This is a genomic window from Mobiluncus mulieris (assembly GCF_014204735.1).
In the GTDB taxonomy this organism is placed as follows: Bacteria; Actinomycetota; Actinomycetes; order Actinomycetales; family Actinomycetaceae; genus Mobiluncus; species Mobiluncus mulieris.
This window is the reverse complement of the sequence record NZ_JACHMA010000001.1, coordinates 463,679-480,365: the sequence shown is the minus strand read 5'-3', so window position 1 is coordinate 480,365 and position 16,687 is coordinate 463,679. Positions and strand designations below refer to the sequence as shown.

19 protein-coding genes and 1 pseudogene are annotated in these 16,687 nt (G+C 51.2%); 6 read left to right on the top strand and 14 right to left on the bottom strand.

What is annotated here, in order from left to right:
- Window positions 1-98: 98 nt before the first annotated feature.
- Window positions 99-278, bottom strand: coding sequence for a hypothetical protein (locus F4555_RS02185; protein WP_004015178.1), 180 nt, complete (start codon window positions 276-278; stop codon window positions 99-101).
- A gap of 271 nt (window positions 279-549) precedes the next feature.
- On the opposite strand from F4555_RS02185, the gene F4555_RS02180 reads away from it, so the two are divergent.
- From F4555_RS02180 to F4555_RS02170, 3 genes are read left to right on the top strand one after another with little or no spacing between them, the layout of a single operon-like run.
- A complete protein-coding gene (locus tag F4555_RS02180; protein WP_255312791.1) occupies window positions 550-1,269 on the top strand; it encodes an ABC transporter ATP-binding protein in 720 nt (239 codons plus the stop codon).
- Between the two features lie 2 nt (window positions 1,270-1,271).
- Entirely contained in the window at window positions 1,272-2,147 is an 876-nt protein-coding gene (locus F4555_RS11050; RefSeq protein WP_252865111.1) for an ABC transporter permease, read from the top strand.
- A 39-nt stretch (window positions 2,148-2,186) separates the two neighbouring features.
- Window positions 2,187-3,887: a zinc metalloprotease gene (locus F4555_RS02170; RefSeq protein ID WP_252865110.1), complete on the top strand. Its 1,701-nt coding sequence runs from the start codon at window positions 2,187-2,189 to the stop codon at window positions 3,885-3,887.
- Here the strand turns inward: F4555_RS02170 and F4555_RS02165 are convergent.
- The 10 genes and pseudogenes from F4555_RS02165 to F4555_RS02125 all read right to left on the bottom strand — a co-directional run.
- Window positions 3,884-4,108, bottom strand: a pseudogene (locus F4555_RS02165) (transposase); the annotation flags it as partial. The gene F4555_RS02170 and the pseudogene F4555_RS02165 overlap by 4 nt on opposite strands.
- Before the next feature lie 62 nt (window positions 4,109-4,170).
- A complete protein-coding gene (locus F4555_RS02160) occupies window positions 4,171-4,836 on the bottom strand; it encodes a response regulator (RefSeq protein WP_004012830.1) in 666 nt (221 codons plus the stop codon).
- The gene (locus F4555_RS02155) at window positions 4,826-5,713 is read right to left on the bottom strand and encodes a sensor histidine kinase (protein ID WP_252865109.1); all 888 of its coding nucleotides are present in this window, start codon (window positions 5,711-5,713) and stop codon (window positions 4,826-4,828) included. Before F4555_RS02155 ends, F4555_RS02160 begins: the two co-directional genes overlap by 11 nt.
- 266 nt (window positions 5,714-5,979) lie before the next feature.
- The gene (locus tag F4555_RS02150) at window positions 5,980-7,095 is read right to left on the bottom strand and encodes an iron-containing alcohol dehydrogenase (RefSeq protein WP_004017074.1); all 1,116 of its coding nucleotides are present in this window, start codon (window positions 7,093-7,095) and stop codon (window positions 5,980-5,982) included.
- Window positions 7,092-8,327 (bottom strand): aminotransferase class III-fold pyridoxal phosphate-dependent enzyme, encoded by a 1,236-nt coding sequence (locus tag F4555_RS02145; RefSeq protein WP_004017075.1) that lies wholly within the window; start codon window positions 8,325-8,327, stop codon window positions 7,092-7,094. The genes F4555_RS02150 and F4555_RS02145 overlap by 4 nt, the downstream gene beginning before the upstream one ends.
- A gap of 1 nt (window position 8,328) precedes the next feature.
- Window positions 8,329-9,135 (bottom strand): class I SAM-dependent methyltransferase, encoded by an 807-nt coding sequence (locus tag F4555_RS02140; RefSeq protein WP_004017076.1) that lies wholly within the window; start codon window positions 9,133-9,135, stop codon window positions 8,329-8,331.
- Window positions 9,135-10,034 carry a hypothetical protein gene (locus F4555_RS02135; RefSeq protein ID WP_252865108.1) on the bottom strand — a complete coding sequence of 300 codons (900 nt, stop codon included), beginning with the start codon at window positions 10,032-10,034 and terminating at the stop codon, window positions 9,135-9,137. The genes F4555_RS02140 and F4555_RS02135 overlap by 1 nt, the downstream gene beginning before the upstream one ends.
- 475 nt (window positions 10,035-10,509) lie before the next feature.
- Window positions 10,510-10,638: a daptide-type RiPP gene (locus F4555_RS11045; RefSeq protein WP_004015326.1), complete on the bottom strand. Its 129-nt coding sequence runs from the start codon at window positions 10,636-10,638 to the stop codon at window positions 10,510-10,512.
- 226 nt (window positions 10,639-10,864) lie between these two features.
- A complete protein-coding gene (locus tag F4555_RS02130) occupies window positions 10,865-11,719 on the bottom strand; it encodes an ABC transporter permease (protein WP_112664845.1) in 855 nt (284 codons plus the stop codon).
- 2 nt (window positions 11,720-11,721) lie between these two features.
- Complete coding sequence (locus F4555_RS02125) at window positions 11,722-12,441, bottom strand: ABC transporter ATP-binding protein (RefSeq protein ID WP_255312794.1); 720 nt, start codon at window positions 12,439-12,441, stop codon at window positions 11,722-11,724.
- A gap of 341 nt (window positions 12,442-12,782) precedes the next feature.
- On the opposite strand from F4555_RS02125, the gene F4555_RS02120 reads away from it, so the two are divergent.
- Window positions 12,783-13,256 (top strand): peroxiredoxin, encoded by a 474-nt coding sequence (locus tag F4555_RS02120; RefSeq protein ID WP_004012843.1) that lies wholly within the window; start codon window positions 12,783-12,785, stop codon window positions 13,254-13,256.
- A gap of 65 nt (window positions 13,257-13,321) precedes the next feature.
- Here the strand turns inward: F4555_RS02120 and F4555_RS10935 are convergent, their stop codons facing one another.
- The 3 genes from F4555_RS10935 to F4555_RS02110 form a co-directional block, all read right to left on the bottom strand.
- The gene (locus F4555_RS10935; protein ID WP_255312795.1) at window positions 13,322-13,909 is read right to left on the bottom strand and encodes an arginine:ornithine antiporter; all 588 of its coding nucleotides are present in this window, start codon (window positions 13,907-13,909) and stop codon (window positions 13,322-13,324) included.
- Window positions 13,910-13,949: 40 nt separating this feature from the next.
- Window positions 13,950-14,105 carry a hypothetical protein gene (locus tag F4555_RS10930; protein WP_004017559.1) on the bottom strand — a complete coding sequence of 52 codons (156 nt, stop codon included), beginning with the start codon at window positions 14,103-14,105 and terminating at the stop codon, window positions 13,950-13,952.
- 533 nt (window positions 14,106-14,638) lie between these two features.
- Window positions 14,639-15,229, bottom strand: a complete 591-nt coding sequence (locus F4555_RS02110; RefSeq protein WP_004012848.1) for a sugar O-acetyltransferase — start codon at window positions 15,227-15,229, stop codon at window positions 14,639-14,641.
- 98 nt (window positions 15,230-15,327) lie between these two features.
- Here F4555_RS02110 and F4555_RS11040 point away from each other — a divergent pair, with 98 nt between their 5' ends.
- Window positions 15,328-15,789 carry a hypothetical protein gene (locus F4555_RS11040; RefSeq protein ID WP_004012849.1) on the top strand — a complete coding sequence of 154 codons (462 nt, stop codon included), beginning with the start codon at window positions 15,328-15,330 and terminating at the stop codon, window positions 15,787-15,789.
- 2 nt (window positions 15,790-15,791) lie between these two features.
- Window positions 15,792-16,463 (top strand): hypothetical protein, encoded by a 672-nt coding sequence (locus F4555_RS02100; protein WP_115325500.1) that lies wholly within the window; start codon window positions 15,792-15,794, stop codon window positions 16,461-16,463.
- Window positions 16,464-16,687 lie beyond the last annotated feature (224 nt).

The following is a 16,687-nucleotide window of genomic DNA, read 5'->3' as shown; positions in this document are numbered from 1 at the left end:
GCGCTCATAGCCATAAGCCACCGCAAAGCGCTGCGCCACCCTTGAACACCAACACAGCATCAGTCCCAATGAACGCCAGGAACTGTTGCTCCACCCGCTTATGCTGGCCACGCCACGAGTTCATGAGGATGCTCTTTCAAATAATCCAGCCAAATACGTCCATATTCCTTGCCCATAAACCGGCTGATTTCCGGCCAATTCGGCAAACCCGAAAGCCGTAAAACCTGGGCGAAAATCTCCGTGTAATACCGGTCGGTGTCAATGTAATCGCGCCGCATCCCCTGAGCCAGGACATAATGCCCCCATCACCAACAAATCGCCCCCGATAGTTTTTCGGGTTTATGAGGTGTCATCCGGGGTGGCGAGCGTGGTTGGAATAATGGTCTGGCCTGGGGGGATGTGGGGTTTCAACATTTGTTGATTGGAAGTGTGTACATTTGGCGCTAGATTTCGGGTTCTTTCCGGTGGGAACATGGTTGTAGTTGCTGGGGCACTGGGTGGTGACCCGGTGGCGTAAACCAGGGAAGTTCACTAGAGAAAGGACGTGAGATGGAAACCGAGGCGACGAGTCCAGTCCAGCAGTTGCGGCTTAGTGGCGTGGATTGTAATCGGGGGGCGAATGTGTTGATTCGCGATGTTAATCTGACCTTAGAGCCGGGAACCATCACCGGGCTGATTGGCCCCAATGGGGCGGGGAAGTCTACTTTGATTGCCACGATGTTGGGTGATATTGCCCCCGCGCGGGGTAGTGTTACCTATGGGGGCAAACCAGTACGTAGTCTGGCGCATCGCTCCCAGGTGTTTGGGGTGGTCACCGAGGCGCATGGCCTGCCGCCGAAGATGAGTGTGCGGGACATGATTCTGTACTGGGGTGGTATCCACGGGGTGCCTTCCATTGAAATGGCGCGGCTTTCCCAGGAACTTGGTGTGGCGAGTTTTTGGGAAAAACGCTTCGATAAGCTCTCTACCGGGATGCGTCGGCGGGCCGAGATTGTTCTCGCGCTGTTGCCTCGCCCCAAGGTCGTGGTTTTGGATGAGCCTTTCAATGGTTTGGATATGGATGGGGTGCAGGTGGTGCGTAACCTGGTGCAACGGCTGCGTGATAGTGGGAAAGTCGTAGTGATTTCCACGCATACCCTAAATGAGCTGGATTTCCTAGCCGACCGCAGTGTGGTGGTACACCAAGGGAAACTGGTGGAACTTGAATTTACTCGCGGTGAGCTGGGAGCCAGCGAAGCCGCCTATCAAAGACTTCAGGAAGGAAAATAGCCATGAATACCACACCGAATTATTTTGAATGGTTCCTACGCGAACTACTGCGCTGGTCAAAATCAACTGCCCTATTGGTAGTCACCCTGGTTGGAGCGTTTATGATTTTCACTTCTATCATGGGAACTGTGTCTAGTCGTGCTCCGGAACTGGAGCAAGGCCTGATTGACGAAAAGACCTTTAGCGACATCGTACTTTCTATGTCTTTCGCTGGTTCCATGTTCACCGCCATTCTGGGGATTGTGATAGTGACTGGGGATTTCACCACCAAGTTTTCCACCCGCTTATTCCTATTCAACCGCTTGCCCTTTGCGTTGATGGTGGTGAAGGCTATGGTTGCCGCCATCCTGGGACTGGTGTCAGGGGCGATCATCCTGGTGACCAGCTGGTTTTCCACCCAAGGAGTTTTGGCGGCGCGGGGTTACGAGTTCTTCCCACCCGACAATCCTTGGCAATGGGCGGGAGGTTACCTGGTTATGTTTACACTCACTGCGATTTGGGGGGTAGCCCTAGGATTCATATTCAGAAACACAGTAATCGGCATCACATTCGAGATTATCTTTTTGACCATGTTAGAACCCACGCTTCAAAGCATCTTTCCCCAAGCCGCGAAATGGCTACCCGGCGGAACACAATCCGCAATCGTTGATGATATTACTTTGCCGCAACGTTTGGGTATGCTCCCCGGCGTGGGTGTCTATTCACTGTGGGTCATAGGCTTGTTCGTGATTGCCGCTGTGCTGTTGATGAAGTTCAACCAGCCGGTGTTGCCCTCACTCACGAACCTGGTTGCCAAACGCCTCTCCTTCACCAAGAAACCGGCCACAAACTTGCAGACACCTAGCGTAACCGAAAAACCACAACCCATTACCAGATAACAAGCATAAACCAGACACACCCAAGGAGGTGAAGCAAAGATGGCTGCACAATTGCATGTTCCCCCAGGTTTAGAGTTGACTAAGCCTGATTGTAGCGATAATCCCTGGATTGTGTCCGTAAATGGCGGTGTCCCGTCACGACTCTCTCCAGATTTAGCTCGGGTGCTCCAGTGGTTTCAACAGGGACAACCCGGCGGTTCTCCTCAGTTTTCGGGCGAACCTCTGGACAGGGAGAACCTCGAGGTGGCCACCACTATGCTGGAGAATGCCGGTTTACTCACCAGAATGCCATACCACGTTTCTGATAATGTGAAAACTACACGGAAATCCCGGGTGCATTTCAATTCGTTGTTTTCCATCCAGATTGATATCCTCAATCAGCCTGGTCACTTCGCTTGGCTGCAACACTTTGCGAAACGCGGTTTCCTGTTGTGGGCAGCAGCTTTGAATGTGCTTCTTGGCTTGCTTGGCATCTTCCTGGTGCTGGTAAATCGTGATGCTTTCTTTACGGCGATGTCCACCCCGCAGGAACCATTGACCTTGCTGGCTTTGTATATGTGCATGGTGGTGGGTATATCTATCCATGAATTTGCCCATGGTACTGCGCTTATGTACTTCGGTGGAAAAGTTCGGCGCATCGGGGTCATGCTGTTTTATCTCTCCCCTGCGTTCTTCTGTGATGTGACCGAGGCCTGGAAACTGCCACACAACTGGCAGCGGACTATGGTTGCTTTAGCCGGAGTGGTGACCACTTTTGGCATCTCGGGATTATCCTGTTTGATTTTCGTCCTCACCGGCAGGGAATACGCTTTCCTGGCATTGCTCACCACCGCCTTCTATGCGGCTTCAGTGTTGAATCTGGCACCATTTATTAAGCTCGACGGATACATAGCCCTAATGACCTTCCTGGATCAGCCGAATCTGCGCGATAAAACCATGCAAGAATGGAAAACTGCCCTGGTGTACTTCGTTACCGGGAGCTGGGGGAAGCTTCGAAGGTTAGGCTTGCTGCGAGTAGTCTTTGGCTTGGCCTGTTCTGGAACTCCCCTCGGGATGCTGCTGCTGATGGCTTACCGGCAAGACAACGACAACACGGGGATTATCGGACAAGTTATTGGTGCTGCCTTAGTGTGGGGGGCATTATTCCTAATGCTTCGAGGCATAATACAGATTGCCAAGGAAACACGCCAGGAACACAAGCCAATCTGGTCACGATTTATTGTTGTAGGAGCCACAGCCCTAGTTCTTATACCTCTTGGATTTGCGCCAGTACCTCTGCGCCAGACGGGTGCCTACTGGACAGAGGGTGACAGTACCTACACGAATCTAGTTGCGCCACGATTTACAGGTAAAACCGTAGAGCTTAAACGTGCGGGTTTATTGGCAACCGAAACCGTGGGGGCAGGGAGAATTTCAAAACAGAAAACCCAGAGTGCCCAACCGATGCAGGCACTTTCCCCCACTATCAAAGTATCAGGGGTGTTACCCCCGCAACCCGCGAAACTCCTCGAAAACATTGAAACAATCGGCGGCAATCCAGTCGGACTGCTGGTAGCAGAAATGGGAGAAATACCCTTGGGAACCTGGATTACGCAAACTGCTACCCTAGATTGGTTGCAATCAAATCAACAGAGACTTCCTGAACAAAATAATCACATCAACACGAAAGGAGGTGAAAAAATGAAAACAAACTCGTTTACTGTAGACAAACTGGAGACTTTAGAGACTCTTCGCTTTTAAGGGTGTAGTTGGTTTTTGAATCCTCCGGTTTCGAGGAGGGCACGGATGCGGTAGTGGATGAGGTTGCGGAACCCGAGGGCGGAGCCTCGGAGGTGTTCTAGGCGGCCGTTGATGGCTTCGGTTGAGCCGTTAGAACTATGGGGATGGTCGAAGTAGGCCAGGATGTCGGCGGCGCGGCGTTTCAACGTGCGGCCTAGTCGGCGCAATTCGGGTAGCCCAGCGGTGAGGTTACCCTTGTTTAGTGGACACCGGTACAGAGTTACCTTTGTCTCAGGCGAATTTGTTAGTCGGCGATGCCACTGCGCAGCGCGCGCAGGGTGAGTTCGCCGCGAGTGGCACAGTTGGTTAGTTCGAGGATTTGGGAAACATAGGTGCGTACCGATGACTCGGAAAGGAAGAGCTCCTCGGCGATTACCTTGTTCGGTTTGGCCTGAATTACCAGGTGGAACACAGGCAGCAAACGCTCCGGTAGCTCCGCTACGTCCTGGCGGAAATCCTCGTATTCTTGCTGTTTGAGGCGTTTTTCCAGGTATTGTTCGGTCAGCAGTTCGGTGGGACGATTCCCCATGATCATTTTCCCTTCATGAGCCTCGCGCAACAGTGTCGCTAAATGCCTTACCTCTATATCCTTGGTCAGGAAAGCGCGCACCCCCGCCGCAAGAGCCTCGTCGAGGGAGTCCTCGTGGGCGAAGGCAGTGAGCATCACGATAGTGACCTGGGGACTCATCTTTTTAATAGTGGATGCCGCTGCGATGCCATCCAGCACCGGCATATCCACGTCCAACAGCACCATATCGATATGCCCTTGAGAGCAGGCGCTAATTGCCTCCGCACCGTTCTCTACGACGGCAACCACCTCGAACCCTTCTTGCATAGCCAAAAGCTGGGCAAAATCATCACGAAATGCATCATCGTCGTCAGCAATAACGACTCTCAAACTATCGGTCACCGGGTTTCTCCTTTCTAAAAGGTATTTCGACACTAAGGTTCCATTTATCCCCAGACTTGCCAAACAGCAGTTCTCCACCTTCAGAAGTAATCTTATCTTCCAAGTTGCGTAGCCCATAGCCTCCAGTGAAGCTGGTGTCTGGGTGTTCGGCTACCCGATTTTGGCTGTAAACGCTCAGGTTTCGTGCTTCGTCAAGGGAAAGCTCCAGACTGGCCAAGGAGTTCTCGGGGGCATATTTCAAAATATTACTAGCGCTCTCCCGCACTACTAGGGAAGCCACCAACTGTTGCTGGCGGGTCAGCAGTTGGTCTGTCCCCTTCGGGACAACGACATCGAGGGTTATACCCCGCGCGGTGAGCATCTTGCGGGATTCCACCAGAGCCTTTTCCAAACTGATGGATTCCCGACTGATATCCAGGTTCAAAATCATCGGACGGATTCGCTTGGCGGCAGCGCTAGCTGCGCTAGCCAGTTCCGCTAGCGCCTCGGAGGTTACAGAACTGGGGTCATCGCGCAGTTTCTGGGCAGCAAGTGAAATCTGTGCCAAATCCTTGGCGGTAGTGTCATGCAGCTGCGCCGCCAGTTCCCGACGCAGTTGTGACCTAATCTGTTCCGCAGCCAGCCCGGACGAATCTAGGTACCCCTGCAGCAGTGCGGTATAATCCCTTTGTTGGCGCATAAGCAAACCAACAATAAGGGAAACCGCAAACTGTAAGCAAAGGAAAATCAAGGTAAGGGTGATATCCTCGGCACGAATTAACAAAACCGCGCTGGTCGAAGCATAGAGCAGTAGACCCTGCCACACCCAGTTTTCCACAATCCAACTTATAACGATTATGGTAGTACCCAGTGTGGCGTATGCGATGTTGTGACTCAAAGGTGGTATCAACAGTACAGCGTTTAGGAATATCACATAAGCAAGATCTGATTTTTGAAAAAACTTGCCATGTAAAGCCAAAAGAATAAACAGAACCGCTATAACAAACGATACAGGAGAGCTGAATAAGATCTTATAATAATAAACAACAGACAAATCGAGCGCGCAAAATAATGTGGCTGAACCCAGGAAAAAATATCCTTGCCATTTGCTTACAAAATTATTACCTTTAGATGCATCTCTTAGATTCTTTGTCATAACTATAATTATACGAGACTAGATGTGTTACTTGCATTCTGCGAATAACTCCTCGGGGCGGAAGCCTCCACATCTGTGGCAGAGAATTGTCGCCGTAAAGTGCTGAATAGCTCCCTAAGCTGCACGTGAAGGACAGAACCCAGCGGCAACCCTAGACCAGCCCACTGACTGAAAGTCTGGTTGGTGACCTGTTCCACCTCTATCGAGGCGAGGTTGTGGCAAACGCTGCCTCCCAGCGAGGCTATTGCTGGTGTCAGAAAATCGGGGAGGTTCTGTCCAACTACTGATTCAATCTGGCGCAGGTTTTCGATGGTTCCACATCCAAAGGAGCCGATTCTTTCACAGACGAAAGGTGCTAAGGCTATGGTGGCTTCCAACTTTGTAATTCCCGCCAGCGAAGACAGCTCATTGGCTAAGTACCACAATGGCCACACCCAAACCAAGGTTTTCTCTCCTAGTGGTACTTGGTGGGTAATCCCGGATAGTCGCGCGGCCTGTTCCAACAGGACGCTGTCGTTCTGTGGTTTTGGATTTTCGTCAGATTGGCGGTAAAGCGTCACGGCCATCTGCAAGAGTTCTGCATACTCCCGTCGAGCGGTAGCGTTGGTTATGACTGCCAGAATCCCGGCACAGCGAAACACAATTTCGAGAATTCCATGGCGAATCAACCGGGGGGACAGGCTTTCGTAGACCTGGGGCAGATAGACATATCCACTTGGTTTGAGACTGTTCCCCAGCACCAGACGTCGCCTCGATGCGGTTACTTCGAGGACAGCTTTACTGTTGTTTTCAGAACCAGTGCCCAGAGTCGTGGGAATCGCGAGTATTGGACAGGATTTGTTGCCAGGAATCGTGGTGACACCGCTGCGGCCAGCCCGGAGATAGGATTCCCAGGAGGGCTGCGCGGTTGCAGCAGCAGCGAGCTTGACTTTATCGAGAATACCGCCACCGCCCAAAGCAATCAGGGGTTCGCCTGTTTCTAACTGCACGGAAAGTTCCCGGACATCAGCCAGAGAACAAGAGGAGCTGACCGCAACCCGACTTGAGGCTCCTTTGACATAGCTCCGGGCGGCTGCGGGAAGTTGGTGGTTATGCCAACATTCGTCATAGATAAAGACTGTCATTTTGTCCCCCGGGTAGTTAGCTCTTCAAACGCAGCGTGTAGGTTCCGTACCGCTTCATCCCAGATAGATATGGGCATAGTAATGGCGGGAATAATCTGGATACCTTCCAAGGAGGGTTGGATGGAAATGCCCCGGGAGCGAAAATAATCCGCGCCGAGCGATCCAGAAAGCGCATCCGACTCGAAAGAATCAGCGTCGCCCCACCCCAGATACTGGAATAACCCCATGCCTCGCCGAGAGAGATGATATTTCCGCGCCAGATGTTCCAAGTCAAGGGAAACCCTGGATTCCAGTTGATGGTATTGCTCCTGAATATTGGCCGAATCCAAGAAATCGAGTACTCCCAGAATCGCGGCGCACGCCACGGGGGATCCGGCTTGGGTTTCCCCGTGCATGAAAACACTATCCTGCTGGATAAATACCTCAGCGACAGTATTAGAAACCACTAAGACTGAACTCGCGGCAGTGCCATTTGTGAGTCCTTTGGAAAAACCAAGTAAATCGGCGGATTCCTTCCAATCAAATGAGGCCGCTATGGTACCCAAACGGTATAACCCCATAGCCACTTCGTCAGCCCCTATCAGGAACCCATATTGTTTACGAGCCTCGAAAATGACATTCAAGACATCGTTGGAAAGGGGAATCGCCCCGGAGCCCAATACCGGCTCCAAAACCACCAACGCGACGGTATTACCCCTGGTTTGAAAAAATTGTTTCCACGCTTCAACATCATCAAGAGGAAGGTGGACAAAATTCGCCGAATGTGCTCCGTAAACAGCTTGTCCCAGATTTTCCCCCGACAGTTTCATCGAGTTTAGTGTCATACCGTGATAGCTCCCCTGGATGCTGACCACCGTGCGAGCGTGTCGCCCCAACAGGGAATTCCATTGTAAGGCCAGCTTGACCATGACATCATTGAGAGCAGAGCCGCTGGTGGAAAAAACCAGCGCTGCTTCTGACATATCCAGATGAGCCAGCAGCCGCTCCGCAACTTCATGTGCAGCGGGGTGGGAAGAGCGGAACAATGTCGCGTAATGGCATTCGCGGATAACTTTCTCGATTCGCTCGGCAACAAAGGGATTTCCATAACCGAAGTTAACATTCCACAAGCCACTGGTTAAGTCAATGGCTTTTGTTCCGTCGGCAAAGGTTAATTGGTAGTCCCGAGCCTCCACGACGGTTCTAGCGGCTTGCCCCATCTGCGAGGGGGGAACCAGAAATTCCCATAGCATTCTAACCACCAACCTTTACAGTAATAATGGTTAACAACTCCTGGGAATCAGCCAAACCGGTACACTCGCGGCAGGTGCGGTTTACTATAGAAAAACCAGCCTGTTGCAGCTCGGAAGCCAGTTGGTCACCACTGAGGTTATGCACCACGGAGCTATAGACCCGAGCGGGTTTTGGCATCATGTCTGTATCGAAAACTACGAATCCAATCTCCCGTGCTTCCTGACCAGGAATCTCCCCGGCATAGAAGAATGGCACCACTGGTTTTCCATTAAGATTCACTTGCCCCAAGCTAAACAATGTTCCATGGTTATTCTGCGGCTCCGAGGTAGAGATATAGAATACTCCACCACTTCGGAGCGCCTGGTGTACACGTTGGTAAATCTTTAGACGTTGCTGGTGGTCAAACAAGCGAACGGTTCCCGCTCCAAGCAGCAAGAAATCGAAAGTATCAGCCTGAGGTTCCCAAGTCAGCAAATCTTGACAGCAGGTTTTTACTTTCTCCCCAGGAATTCCTTGCCGCGTCGCTCGCTGTTGCAGCAGGGAGAGTAGGATAGGGGAAGTGTCATAAGCATAGTACTCGCGGATATTGGGGGAATCCAGCGAGAGTAAGAGGCGGCCTTCCCCGGAGGCCAGTTCACCTACGGTGGCATTTTCAGGGAGATGCTCGCTCGCGCGGGCTAATTCCTCGAACTCAGTTTCATCCCCGGAGGCAAGTGACCCGAAGAGCTGTGCCCCTTCACCGGTGTAAAGATTGCGGGGAACGCCAGCTTCCAAAGCGGCTGAAAACAAGGTTGTGAGAACACTCATCACGCACACACCTTTGTCTTGAATGTGGCAAGGGCATCCTCACGCAGACCTTCGGGGAGGCTATCCCCAGGTATTTCCACCAAAATTTCGGGGTTGAAACCTGTCAGCGCAGCGCGATACATGTCGATACCTAAGGAAAACACCCTACCGCTGTCCAGGTTGAAACAATAGAAATCGTTCTTGCTGCGTGCAAGAATCAAATCCTGTAGCTCGGTTGAGCCGTCCGAATTCAAGGGTGGCTGGGGAAGGTCAAAGTGTAGTTGTCCCTGGTAATCTTTCAAGAGTCGTGAAAGCAACACGGCACCCGCAAAATGTAAGGAAAGGGACGGATTTTCTTGTTGCAAAGTGGCGATAATGGGGTTAGGAGTCCAAGGATGGATTCCCTCTTCATCAAGAGTGAAACGAGAGAGACGGGAACGTCCGGGGATAAAATCGGCCAGTTCAAAGACCACCAGAGGATTCAAGAGGGAGTTTGGAAGTTGCCCGGTTTCAGCAAAAATTCGAGTGTTCTTGCGAAGGCTCTCAGCATCAGCTGCTTCGGCAAAGCACAGGTACGTCGGAGCAAAAACATCAAGGTATGGTAGGCTCGAAAACGCACAGGATTCAACAATCAGGCCATCATCGAAGACCGCTTCGTCTCCCTCGATGCCGAATGAACCCAGCAGGGTAGCGGAGACACCCGGTGCCATGGCGGGAGCAAAAACGAACGTATCTGCGGTTGCTAATTCTTCGAAGCTAGATAAATCGAAAGTCTTTACCCAATAGATAGAACCGTATCGTTCTTTATTGTTCGCGTCAATTCCAGTAAAAAGATTCCAAGCTGAAGCGTGGTAAGAATTGCACATTTTAATCACCTTTCTTTTTAGCTTTAGTCGCCTTGCTGATAAAGAAAGATTCAAACCCTATGAAGATAAGTAAAAGGGGAATGCCAATATATATGGGTATGGCTCGACTCACACTTATAATCATCGTTATGATGATTAATGTCATAAATAGCGTCGCATACTTGGTGTTCTTGTTAACATTGTTATTGTTACCCATAATCTTCCTTTCGCGTTACGGCTTCTATTGTTGTAGTTTGTTGGTTCTGTGGGTGGCTACACACGGCGTGAGTGAATGATTCTGTTGAAAAAAACCAGCACATTGTTATAACCACCCACATAAACCAAAATATTAAGTTATGTGACAATTTATTGTCATGTTATGTGGCTGCCACAACTCCGATTAGGATACCTACACCCACACCTACGGCAATTCCTAGACCTAACTCGCCTGCATCTGGTGCTTCTAGATTTTCTAGTTCTATTATCTCGAAATCTCGATTACACATTATTTTCACCTCCCTTCATGAATGTTAGCACATAGTATTTACGTTTAGGTTGCCATTACGACAATAGCTGCTAAGCCTACGCCAACTCCCATTCCAGTCCCGAAGTCACTCCAATCAAATGGCGCTACTAGACCTTCCAGTGGTTCAACCATAAAATCGTATTTGGTTTTCATTGTTTTCACCTCCTTTCATATTTGTGTGGATATCACTGCGCAAAAAGATTCTTTCCAACAATCTCTACAATCCGGAATGCGGCTCAATAACGTAGTGAGTGAAAACTCATTCCAACCATTTAAGATCTAATTTATTTTCTTCCTTGCTTGCACATATTGAGATTATTCAAGTTAAGGTTCAAATTTTTACATAATCTCTACTTAGCTACTAGTTGGGTGATTGTACTCACACAGCAGTATTGAGTTTTTTCTCAGAGGCAGAGTGTATTTCCTTAGACGAAAATCGTTTGGAAACCAGGTTCGTGAGTGAGGGCAACACCGGCTGGTTGAACTTAACCGCCACAATGGTGGCAATCACAAATAAGGCTAAGACCCACAGCAGATATAAACCTGTACCAGAGAGCATATCCAAGCGCTGTGGCAAAGTAATATCATCAATGATTGCGGATTGTGTTCCGCCGGGTAACCATTTTGCTACCGAAGGGAAGATAGCCATAAGTGTGGCTTCCACTCCCATCAGGTAGAGGACGTGAAACATGATGGCGATTACTGTGTTTCTGAATATGAATCCTAGGGCTACCCCCCAAATCGCGGAGAGCGTGAACATGACTAGATGGCTGCCTGCCCATTGCCAGAGATTCTGGGGTGGGAAGAACTCGTAACCCCGCGCCGCTAAAAACCCTTGGGTAGAAAACCAGCAAGTCACCAGGATAACCGCGCCTAGCACCAGCCCCAGTAGTGCTGCAACGGCTGATTTCACTATCATCAGTGTGAAAGGCAGACGGTTGAACAGGAATAATCGGGTGGAAAACTTGGTGGTGAAGTCCCCAGTCACTACCACGATCCCCAGAATAGATGCAAACAGCGCGCCCGAGAAAGACATGGAAAGCGTGAAATCACTCAGGGTTTTCCCGTCAATCAGGCCTTGCTCCAACTCCGGAACTTTTCTGGCCACTGTCCCCGTGATTGCCATGAAAGTCATAAACGCGCCTACTAGGATGACAGCCCAAAGCGCGGTTGATTTTGACCAGCGCAGTAGTTCGCGTAGGAACCATTCAAAATAATTCGGTGTGGTATTCATGGCTATTTTCCTTCCTGAAGTCTTTGATAGGCGGCTTCGCTGGCTCCCAGCTCACCGCGAGTAAATTCAAGTTCCACCAGTTTCCCTTGGTGTACCACCACACTGCGGTCGGCTAGGAAATCCAGCTCATTTAGGGTATGCGTGGAAATCACTACGACTTTCCCACTATCACGCAGCCGTTGCACCAGGTTACGCACCACCTGCACCCCATCCATATCCAAACCATTGAAAGGCTCATCCAAAACCACGACCTTGGGGCGAGGCAACAGCGCGAGAACAATCTCGGCCCGCCGACGCATCCCGGTAGAGAGCTTATCGAAGCGTTTTTCCCAAAAACTCGCCACACCAAGTTCCTGGGAAAGCCGCGCCATTTCAATGGAAGGCACCCCGTGGATACCACCCCAGTACAGAATCATGTCCCGCACACTCATCTTCGGCGGCAGGCCATGCGCCTCGGTGACCACCCCAAACACCTGGGAGCGATGCGCCAGACTACGTACTGGTTTGCCCCCATAGGTAACACTACCCCGCGCGGGGGCAATATCACCCAACATCGTGGCAATCAAAGTAGACTTCCCCGCCCCATTGGGGCCAATCAGCCCGGTGATGGTTCCCGGCTCTAAGGTCAGATTAACATCGCGAATCAACACATTCGCCCCCCGATTACAATCCACGCCACTAAGCCGCAACTGCTGGGCTGGGCTAGTCGCCTCGGTTTCCATCTCACGTCCTTTCTCTAGTGAACTTCCCTGGTTTACGCCACCGGGTCACCACCCAGTGCCCCAGCAACTACAACCATGTTCCCACCGGAAAGAACCCGAAATCTAGCGCCAAATGTACACACTTCCCATCAACAAATGTTGAAACCCCACATCCCCCCAGGCCAGACCATTATTCCAACCACGCTCGCCACCCCGGATGACACCTCATGAAGCCGCGAAACGGCGAAAACGCAACCACCGAGACTAAACACACCACCGGTCAACTCACCGTGGGCAACACCGTCCCCCATTTTAAACACAGACTCCCGGAAAGACCGGGCGGGGTGTTTTAGAATGGGGACATGGCTCGTTTAGAAGCGGGGCAAGTCGCCCCGGATTTCCACGTTGAAACCACGCAAGGCCAGGTTTCCTTGCAGGATTTATTGGCGAAGTGCGACAAAGGCGTGGTGGTGTACTTTTACCCCCGCGCCTCCACCCCCGGTTGCACCAAGGAGGCCTGCGATTTTCGCGATTCGTTGCCCTCGCTGTTGGGGGCAGGGTACCAGGTCATCGGCATCAGCCCTGACAAGACGCCCGCCCTGGAAAAATTCCGCGACAAACAAGGACTGGCGTTTCCACTGGGTTCCGACCCGGAGAAAACCGTCCTCGAGGCCTGGGGCGCGTGGGGCGAAAAGAAACTCTACGGCAAGATAACACGCGGGGTCATCCGCTCTACCATTGTGGTCGGCAAGGATGGACACGTTATGTTGGCTAAATACGGGGTGAAAGCCACCGGACACGTCGCCAGGCTACGCCGAGACTTGGGACTGGACTAGCACTTTTCACCAGCGCAGACCGTCAACAATTACATGGTTTGCAAAAGTGTGGCGGTCTTACACACTCATGCCCCGTAAATCATAGTTTGGGCTACCAGCAGAGCCCCTCCGAAAATCAGTACGAATATGACCATTGGCCAAACGAATTTGAGCCAGTGCGTGTACTTTATATCCAGCATTTGCAAGGTGGCCATCACTCCCCAGACCATGATGGGGAAACCCGCAAAAAACAACAGCAGGATAAGCACACGCCTCCAGGTGAAAGGAATGACCTCACCGCTGGCAACGCCCCATTTTTTCTGGTACCTTTCGCGGTCTTCCCAAGCATAGGAAAACTCGGAATTGGCTTTGATTTTTTTGGCATACCAATAGAGGTAACCGATTACGACCGCCGAACCCACAATACAGCCGCCGATGCGCCACCACACGCCTTCAGTAAAGGGAACCCCCGCCGTGTTAGAGGCAATAACCACAGAGAACGGGTTGGAGATAGACATGGTAACGCCCATAAAACCAGCCAAAAAGATAACCCCCATCGTGACGATGGCATCGTAGCCCATGGCAATGAAAATCGGGCACATAATCGGATAGAAAGCCACGGCTTCTTCTTCCAGACCACACAGAGTGCCGCTAATAACCATAAAAATAGACATGGCGAAAACCAAGACGAACTCGTGGCCTTTGGTTTTTTAGTCAACGCCACCAAGCCGGATTCGAAGGCGCCGGTCGCCCTGACCACGCTATCAGTCCACCAAGGGTAAAGATGAACACCATGATGTCCACGGCTTCCATCGTGCCCTGCACCATGGCCAGTGGTACTTTATCCAGACCCGCCGGATTTGGTTTCAACCGTTAGTATGTTCCAGGAACCGAGATGGGCTTGTTAGTGGATCCGTTTTCGAACTGTTCATATTTAATCTTGATATCCAGTTTGTCCAGAAACTCCTGGCTGCCAGGGATTTCTTTCACTTCTCCCTGGGGACTGGTGATAGAAAAAACATTAGTTTCCTGGTCATAGGCTAGCTTTGAATACTGACCCGCCGGAACCAACCATGTAGCGATAACCGCGATGATTGTCAGGAAAACAAAATGGTAAACGCCGTGGGGATTTGGAGTCGAAAACGTTTCTTTGATTTTGAAGTGGTTTCAGTGTCGGTGCCGTTGGCATCAACGCTCATACTTCGTCCTCTCTTGCCTTTGAGTTAAAAACATATCATTGTCCGCTACAGTTCCAGTCTTGCTAAGCGCTTACGTCACTGAAAACATGACAAGGTCGGTTTCTCTACGCCCGACAGACGCAGGGTTTAGTGCTCCCCCGGGGTGAAGTCCAGTTCTTTCAAAAACCTAGGAACAAAGCCTGGGACGCTTCATTGGAGCAAGATTTACCCGGCGCATCCCGGTAAATCCCGGTGAACCCGGGCGGGGTTGCCCAGCGCCACCACATTGGCCGGCAAATCCCGGGTCACCACTGAACCGGCACCAACCACGGTGTTATCCCCGATTGTCACGCCCGGCAAAACCAGCGTATTCGCCCCCAACCACACGTTGTCACCAATGGTTATCGGGGTGCCGCTCTCCCAGCCGGCTCGGCGCGGTTCAGCCTCCAGGGGATGCCAAGCGGTCAAAAGTTGCACCCCGGGAGCCAGCTGGCAGTACTCCCCAATAGTGATGTCCGCCACATCCAACAGGACACAGTTATAGTTCAGGAAAGTACCCGCCCCAATCCGAGCATGAATCCCATAGTCGATATACACCGGGGGGCGTATCGTCACACCTTCCCCCACAAAAGCGAACATTTCCCGCAGTACCGCCATCCGGGTTTCCGAGGATGCTGCCCCTAGTGTGTTGTAGTGGCTCATGCGTTCAGCGGCTTGCTCCCCCAGGCGCTCAATTCGCTCCCCCTGGGCGATGTATAGTTGCCCCGCGCGCATTTTCTCGTACATATCATCAGCAGCCAAGTTTGCTGTATCCATAACCCCAGCCTATCGAAAACAGCAAGCCGAGTGGAGAACACCCGTATTCGAATTCCTGAAAGGGCATATCGAAAACACTGCCGGCAAGATAAACCACGATGCCAACAAATTTATTGACCGCAGTGCGAGAAATCGGCACAATAGAGCTTATGGACGCACCCTCTGGAATCAACACGCCCACCAGTTTGGCTCTGTGGCTGCAAACCCAACCGGAAGCAGCCACCAACCACACTCTACGTGTCCTTTCCTCGGAAACATCTAAGTGGGAGAGACTACCCCTCGAGACATTCCAAAAAATCGCTCACGTTGAACCGCCCTCGACCAACAGTCAGCACTGGGATGCGTTCATCGAGGCTATCACCGCTAAGAGACTTCATAATCGGGGATTGTCTGCTCCCGAGTGGACGCGGAAAACCAGCCTCGAGGAAAACTGGAACCCTTACGCAGAAGCTAATCCCCACACTGCACCTATCCAAGACTTTTGGGACATGATTCACACCACTCCAGAATTTATAGAAAAAGCCATTATCTATCCCCAACAAGACCTGGTAAACCTGTAGGCATGAGTGAAAACCAGCAAGACCTTGGACGGGAAGACATACAGCGACTGCTTGGCAAGCTAGGCGAGGTTTTAGCCCGCAAACAACAGCGACTGGTTCTCTACGTGGTGGGTGGCGCCAACATCGCCCTAGCGATAGATGACACGCGTATAACCAAAGACATCGATGTAGTAGTCAAGGCTGGTAAACAATATTTACAAGCGGCAGCCGCTGAGGTCGCGTCCACAGAACCCGGCCTAGCTCCGGATTGGATTAACACGGAGTTTACTGGAGATACCTATGACGGGGGCATGACCTGGTCTTGGTTCGATAATAAGAAACAAGACACACCAATACGGCGAGAATACGGTAAAGGTCTGGAAGTGCAGTTAGCATCGCCGGAAATGATTCTGGCGTTGAAAACCTTAGCGGGACGTCCTAAAGACATCGAGGATATCGCAAAACTCATGCGTCTGACAGGAATTCGTACCCCACTAGACCTCGGTAAAAACCTGTATCGTTTCACAGGAAGACGGATTTTTGATGCGCAAATCGATCCGATGATGTACTTGCATATTGACCCCGAATTTCGAGAAATTTTCAACCGGCTTCCCCCAGATTTACAGCCCGCAAAACCGCCAAAAAACACTTTGAGAGACAGAATCAAAAGATTCTTTAGCAAGAAAGCGCGCTGAGGGTTACCCCACCTCTACTTTCCTGTTTGTTGGCACCTCATGAAGAAGCCTACCTTGAAATCAACTGCAAATCGCGAACAGGTATGAAGCCGATGGGACCGGGGAGCGGAAACTATCAGGAAAATACTGCAAGCATTTCCAACCAATCCGCTAGTCAGACTAGCAAAATGATTGGTGACTGACCGTTTTATCAAACTTTGATGACCACTTGGGCAGTTATATAG

Coding starts and splice junctions, on each gene's coding strand:
- F4555_RS02100 (WP_115325500.1), top strand. CDS start 15,792: ATGAGTGAAAACCAGCAAGACCTTGGACGGGAAGACATACAGCGACTG.
- F4555_RS02145 (WP_004017075.1), bottom strand. CDS start 8,327: ATGCTATGGGAATTTCTGGTTCCCCCCTCGCAGATGGGGCAAGCCGCT.
- F4555_RS02110 (WP_004012848.1), bottom strand. CDS start 15,229: ATGGATACAGCAAACTTGGCTGCTGATGATATGTACGAGAAAATGCGC.
- F4555_RS02140 (WP_004017076.1), bottom strand. CDS start 9,135: ATGAGTGTTCTCACAACCTTGTTTTCAGCCGCTTTGGAAGCTGGCGTT.
- F4555_RS02120 (WP_004012843.1), top strand. CDS start 12,783: ATGGCTCGTTTAGAAGCGGGGCAAGTCGCCCCGGATTTCCACGTTGAA.
- F4555_RS02150 (WP_004017074.1), bottom strand. CDS start 7,095: ATGACAGTCTTTATCTATGACGAATGTTGGCATAACCACCAACTTCCC.
- F4555_RS11050 (WP_252865111.1), top strand. CDS start 1,272: ATGAATACCACACCGAATTATTTTGAATGGTTCCTACGCGAACTACTG.
- F4555_RS02130 (WP_112664845.1), bottom strand. CDS start 11,719: ATGAATACCACACCGAATTATTTTGAATGGTTCCTACGCGAACTACTG.
- F4555_RS10935 (WP_255312795.1), bottom strand. CDS start 13,909: ATGTCTATTTTTATGGTTATTAGCGGCACTCTGTGTGGTCTGGAAGAA.
- F4555_RS02170 (WP_252865110.1), top strand. CDS start 2,187: ATGGCTGCACAATTGCATGTTCCCCCAGGTTTAGAGTTGACTAAGCCT.
- F4555_RS02180 (WP_255312791.1), top strand. CDS start 550: ATGGAAACCGAGGCGACGAGTCCAGTCCAGCAGTTGCGGCTTAGTGGC.
- F4555_RS02185 (WP_004015178.1), bottom strand. CDS start 278: ATGCGGCGCGATTACATTGACACCGACCGGTATTACACGGAGATTTTC.
- F4555_RS11040 (WP_004012849.1), top strand. CDS start 15,328: ATGCCAACAAATTTATTGACCGCAGTGCGAGAAATCGGCACAATAGAG.
- F4555_RS02125 (WP_255312794.1), bottom strand. CDS start 12,441: ATGGAAACCGAGGCGACTAGCCCAGCCCAGCAGTTGCGGCTTAGTGGC.
- F4555_RS11045 (WP_004015326.1), bottom strand. CDS start 10,638: ATGAAAACCAAATACGATTTTATGGTTGAACCACTGGAAGGTCTAGTA.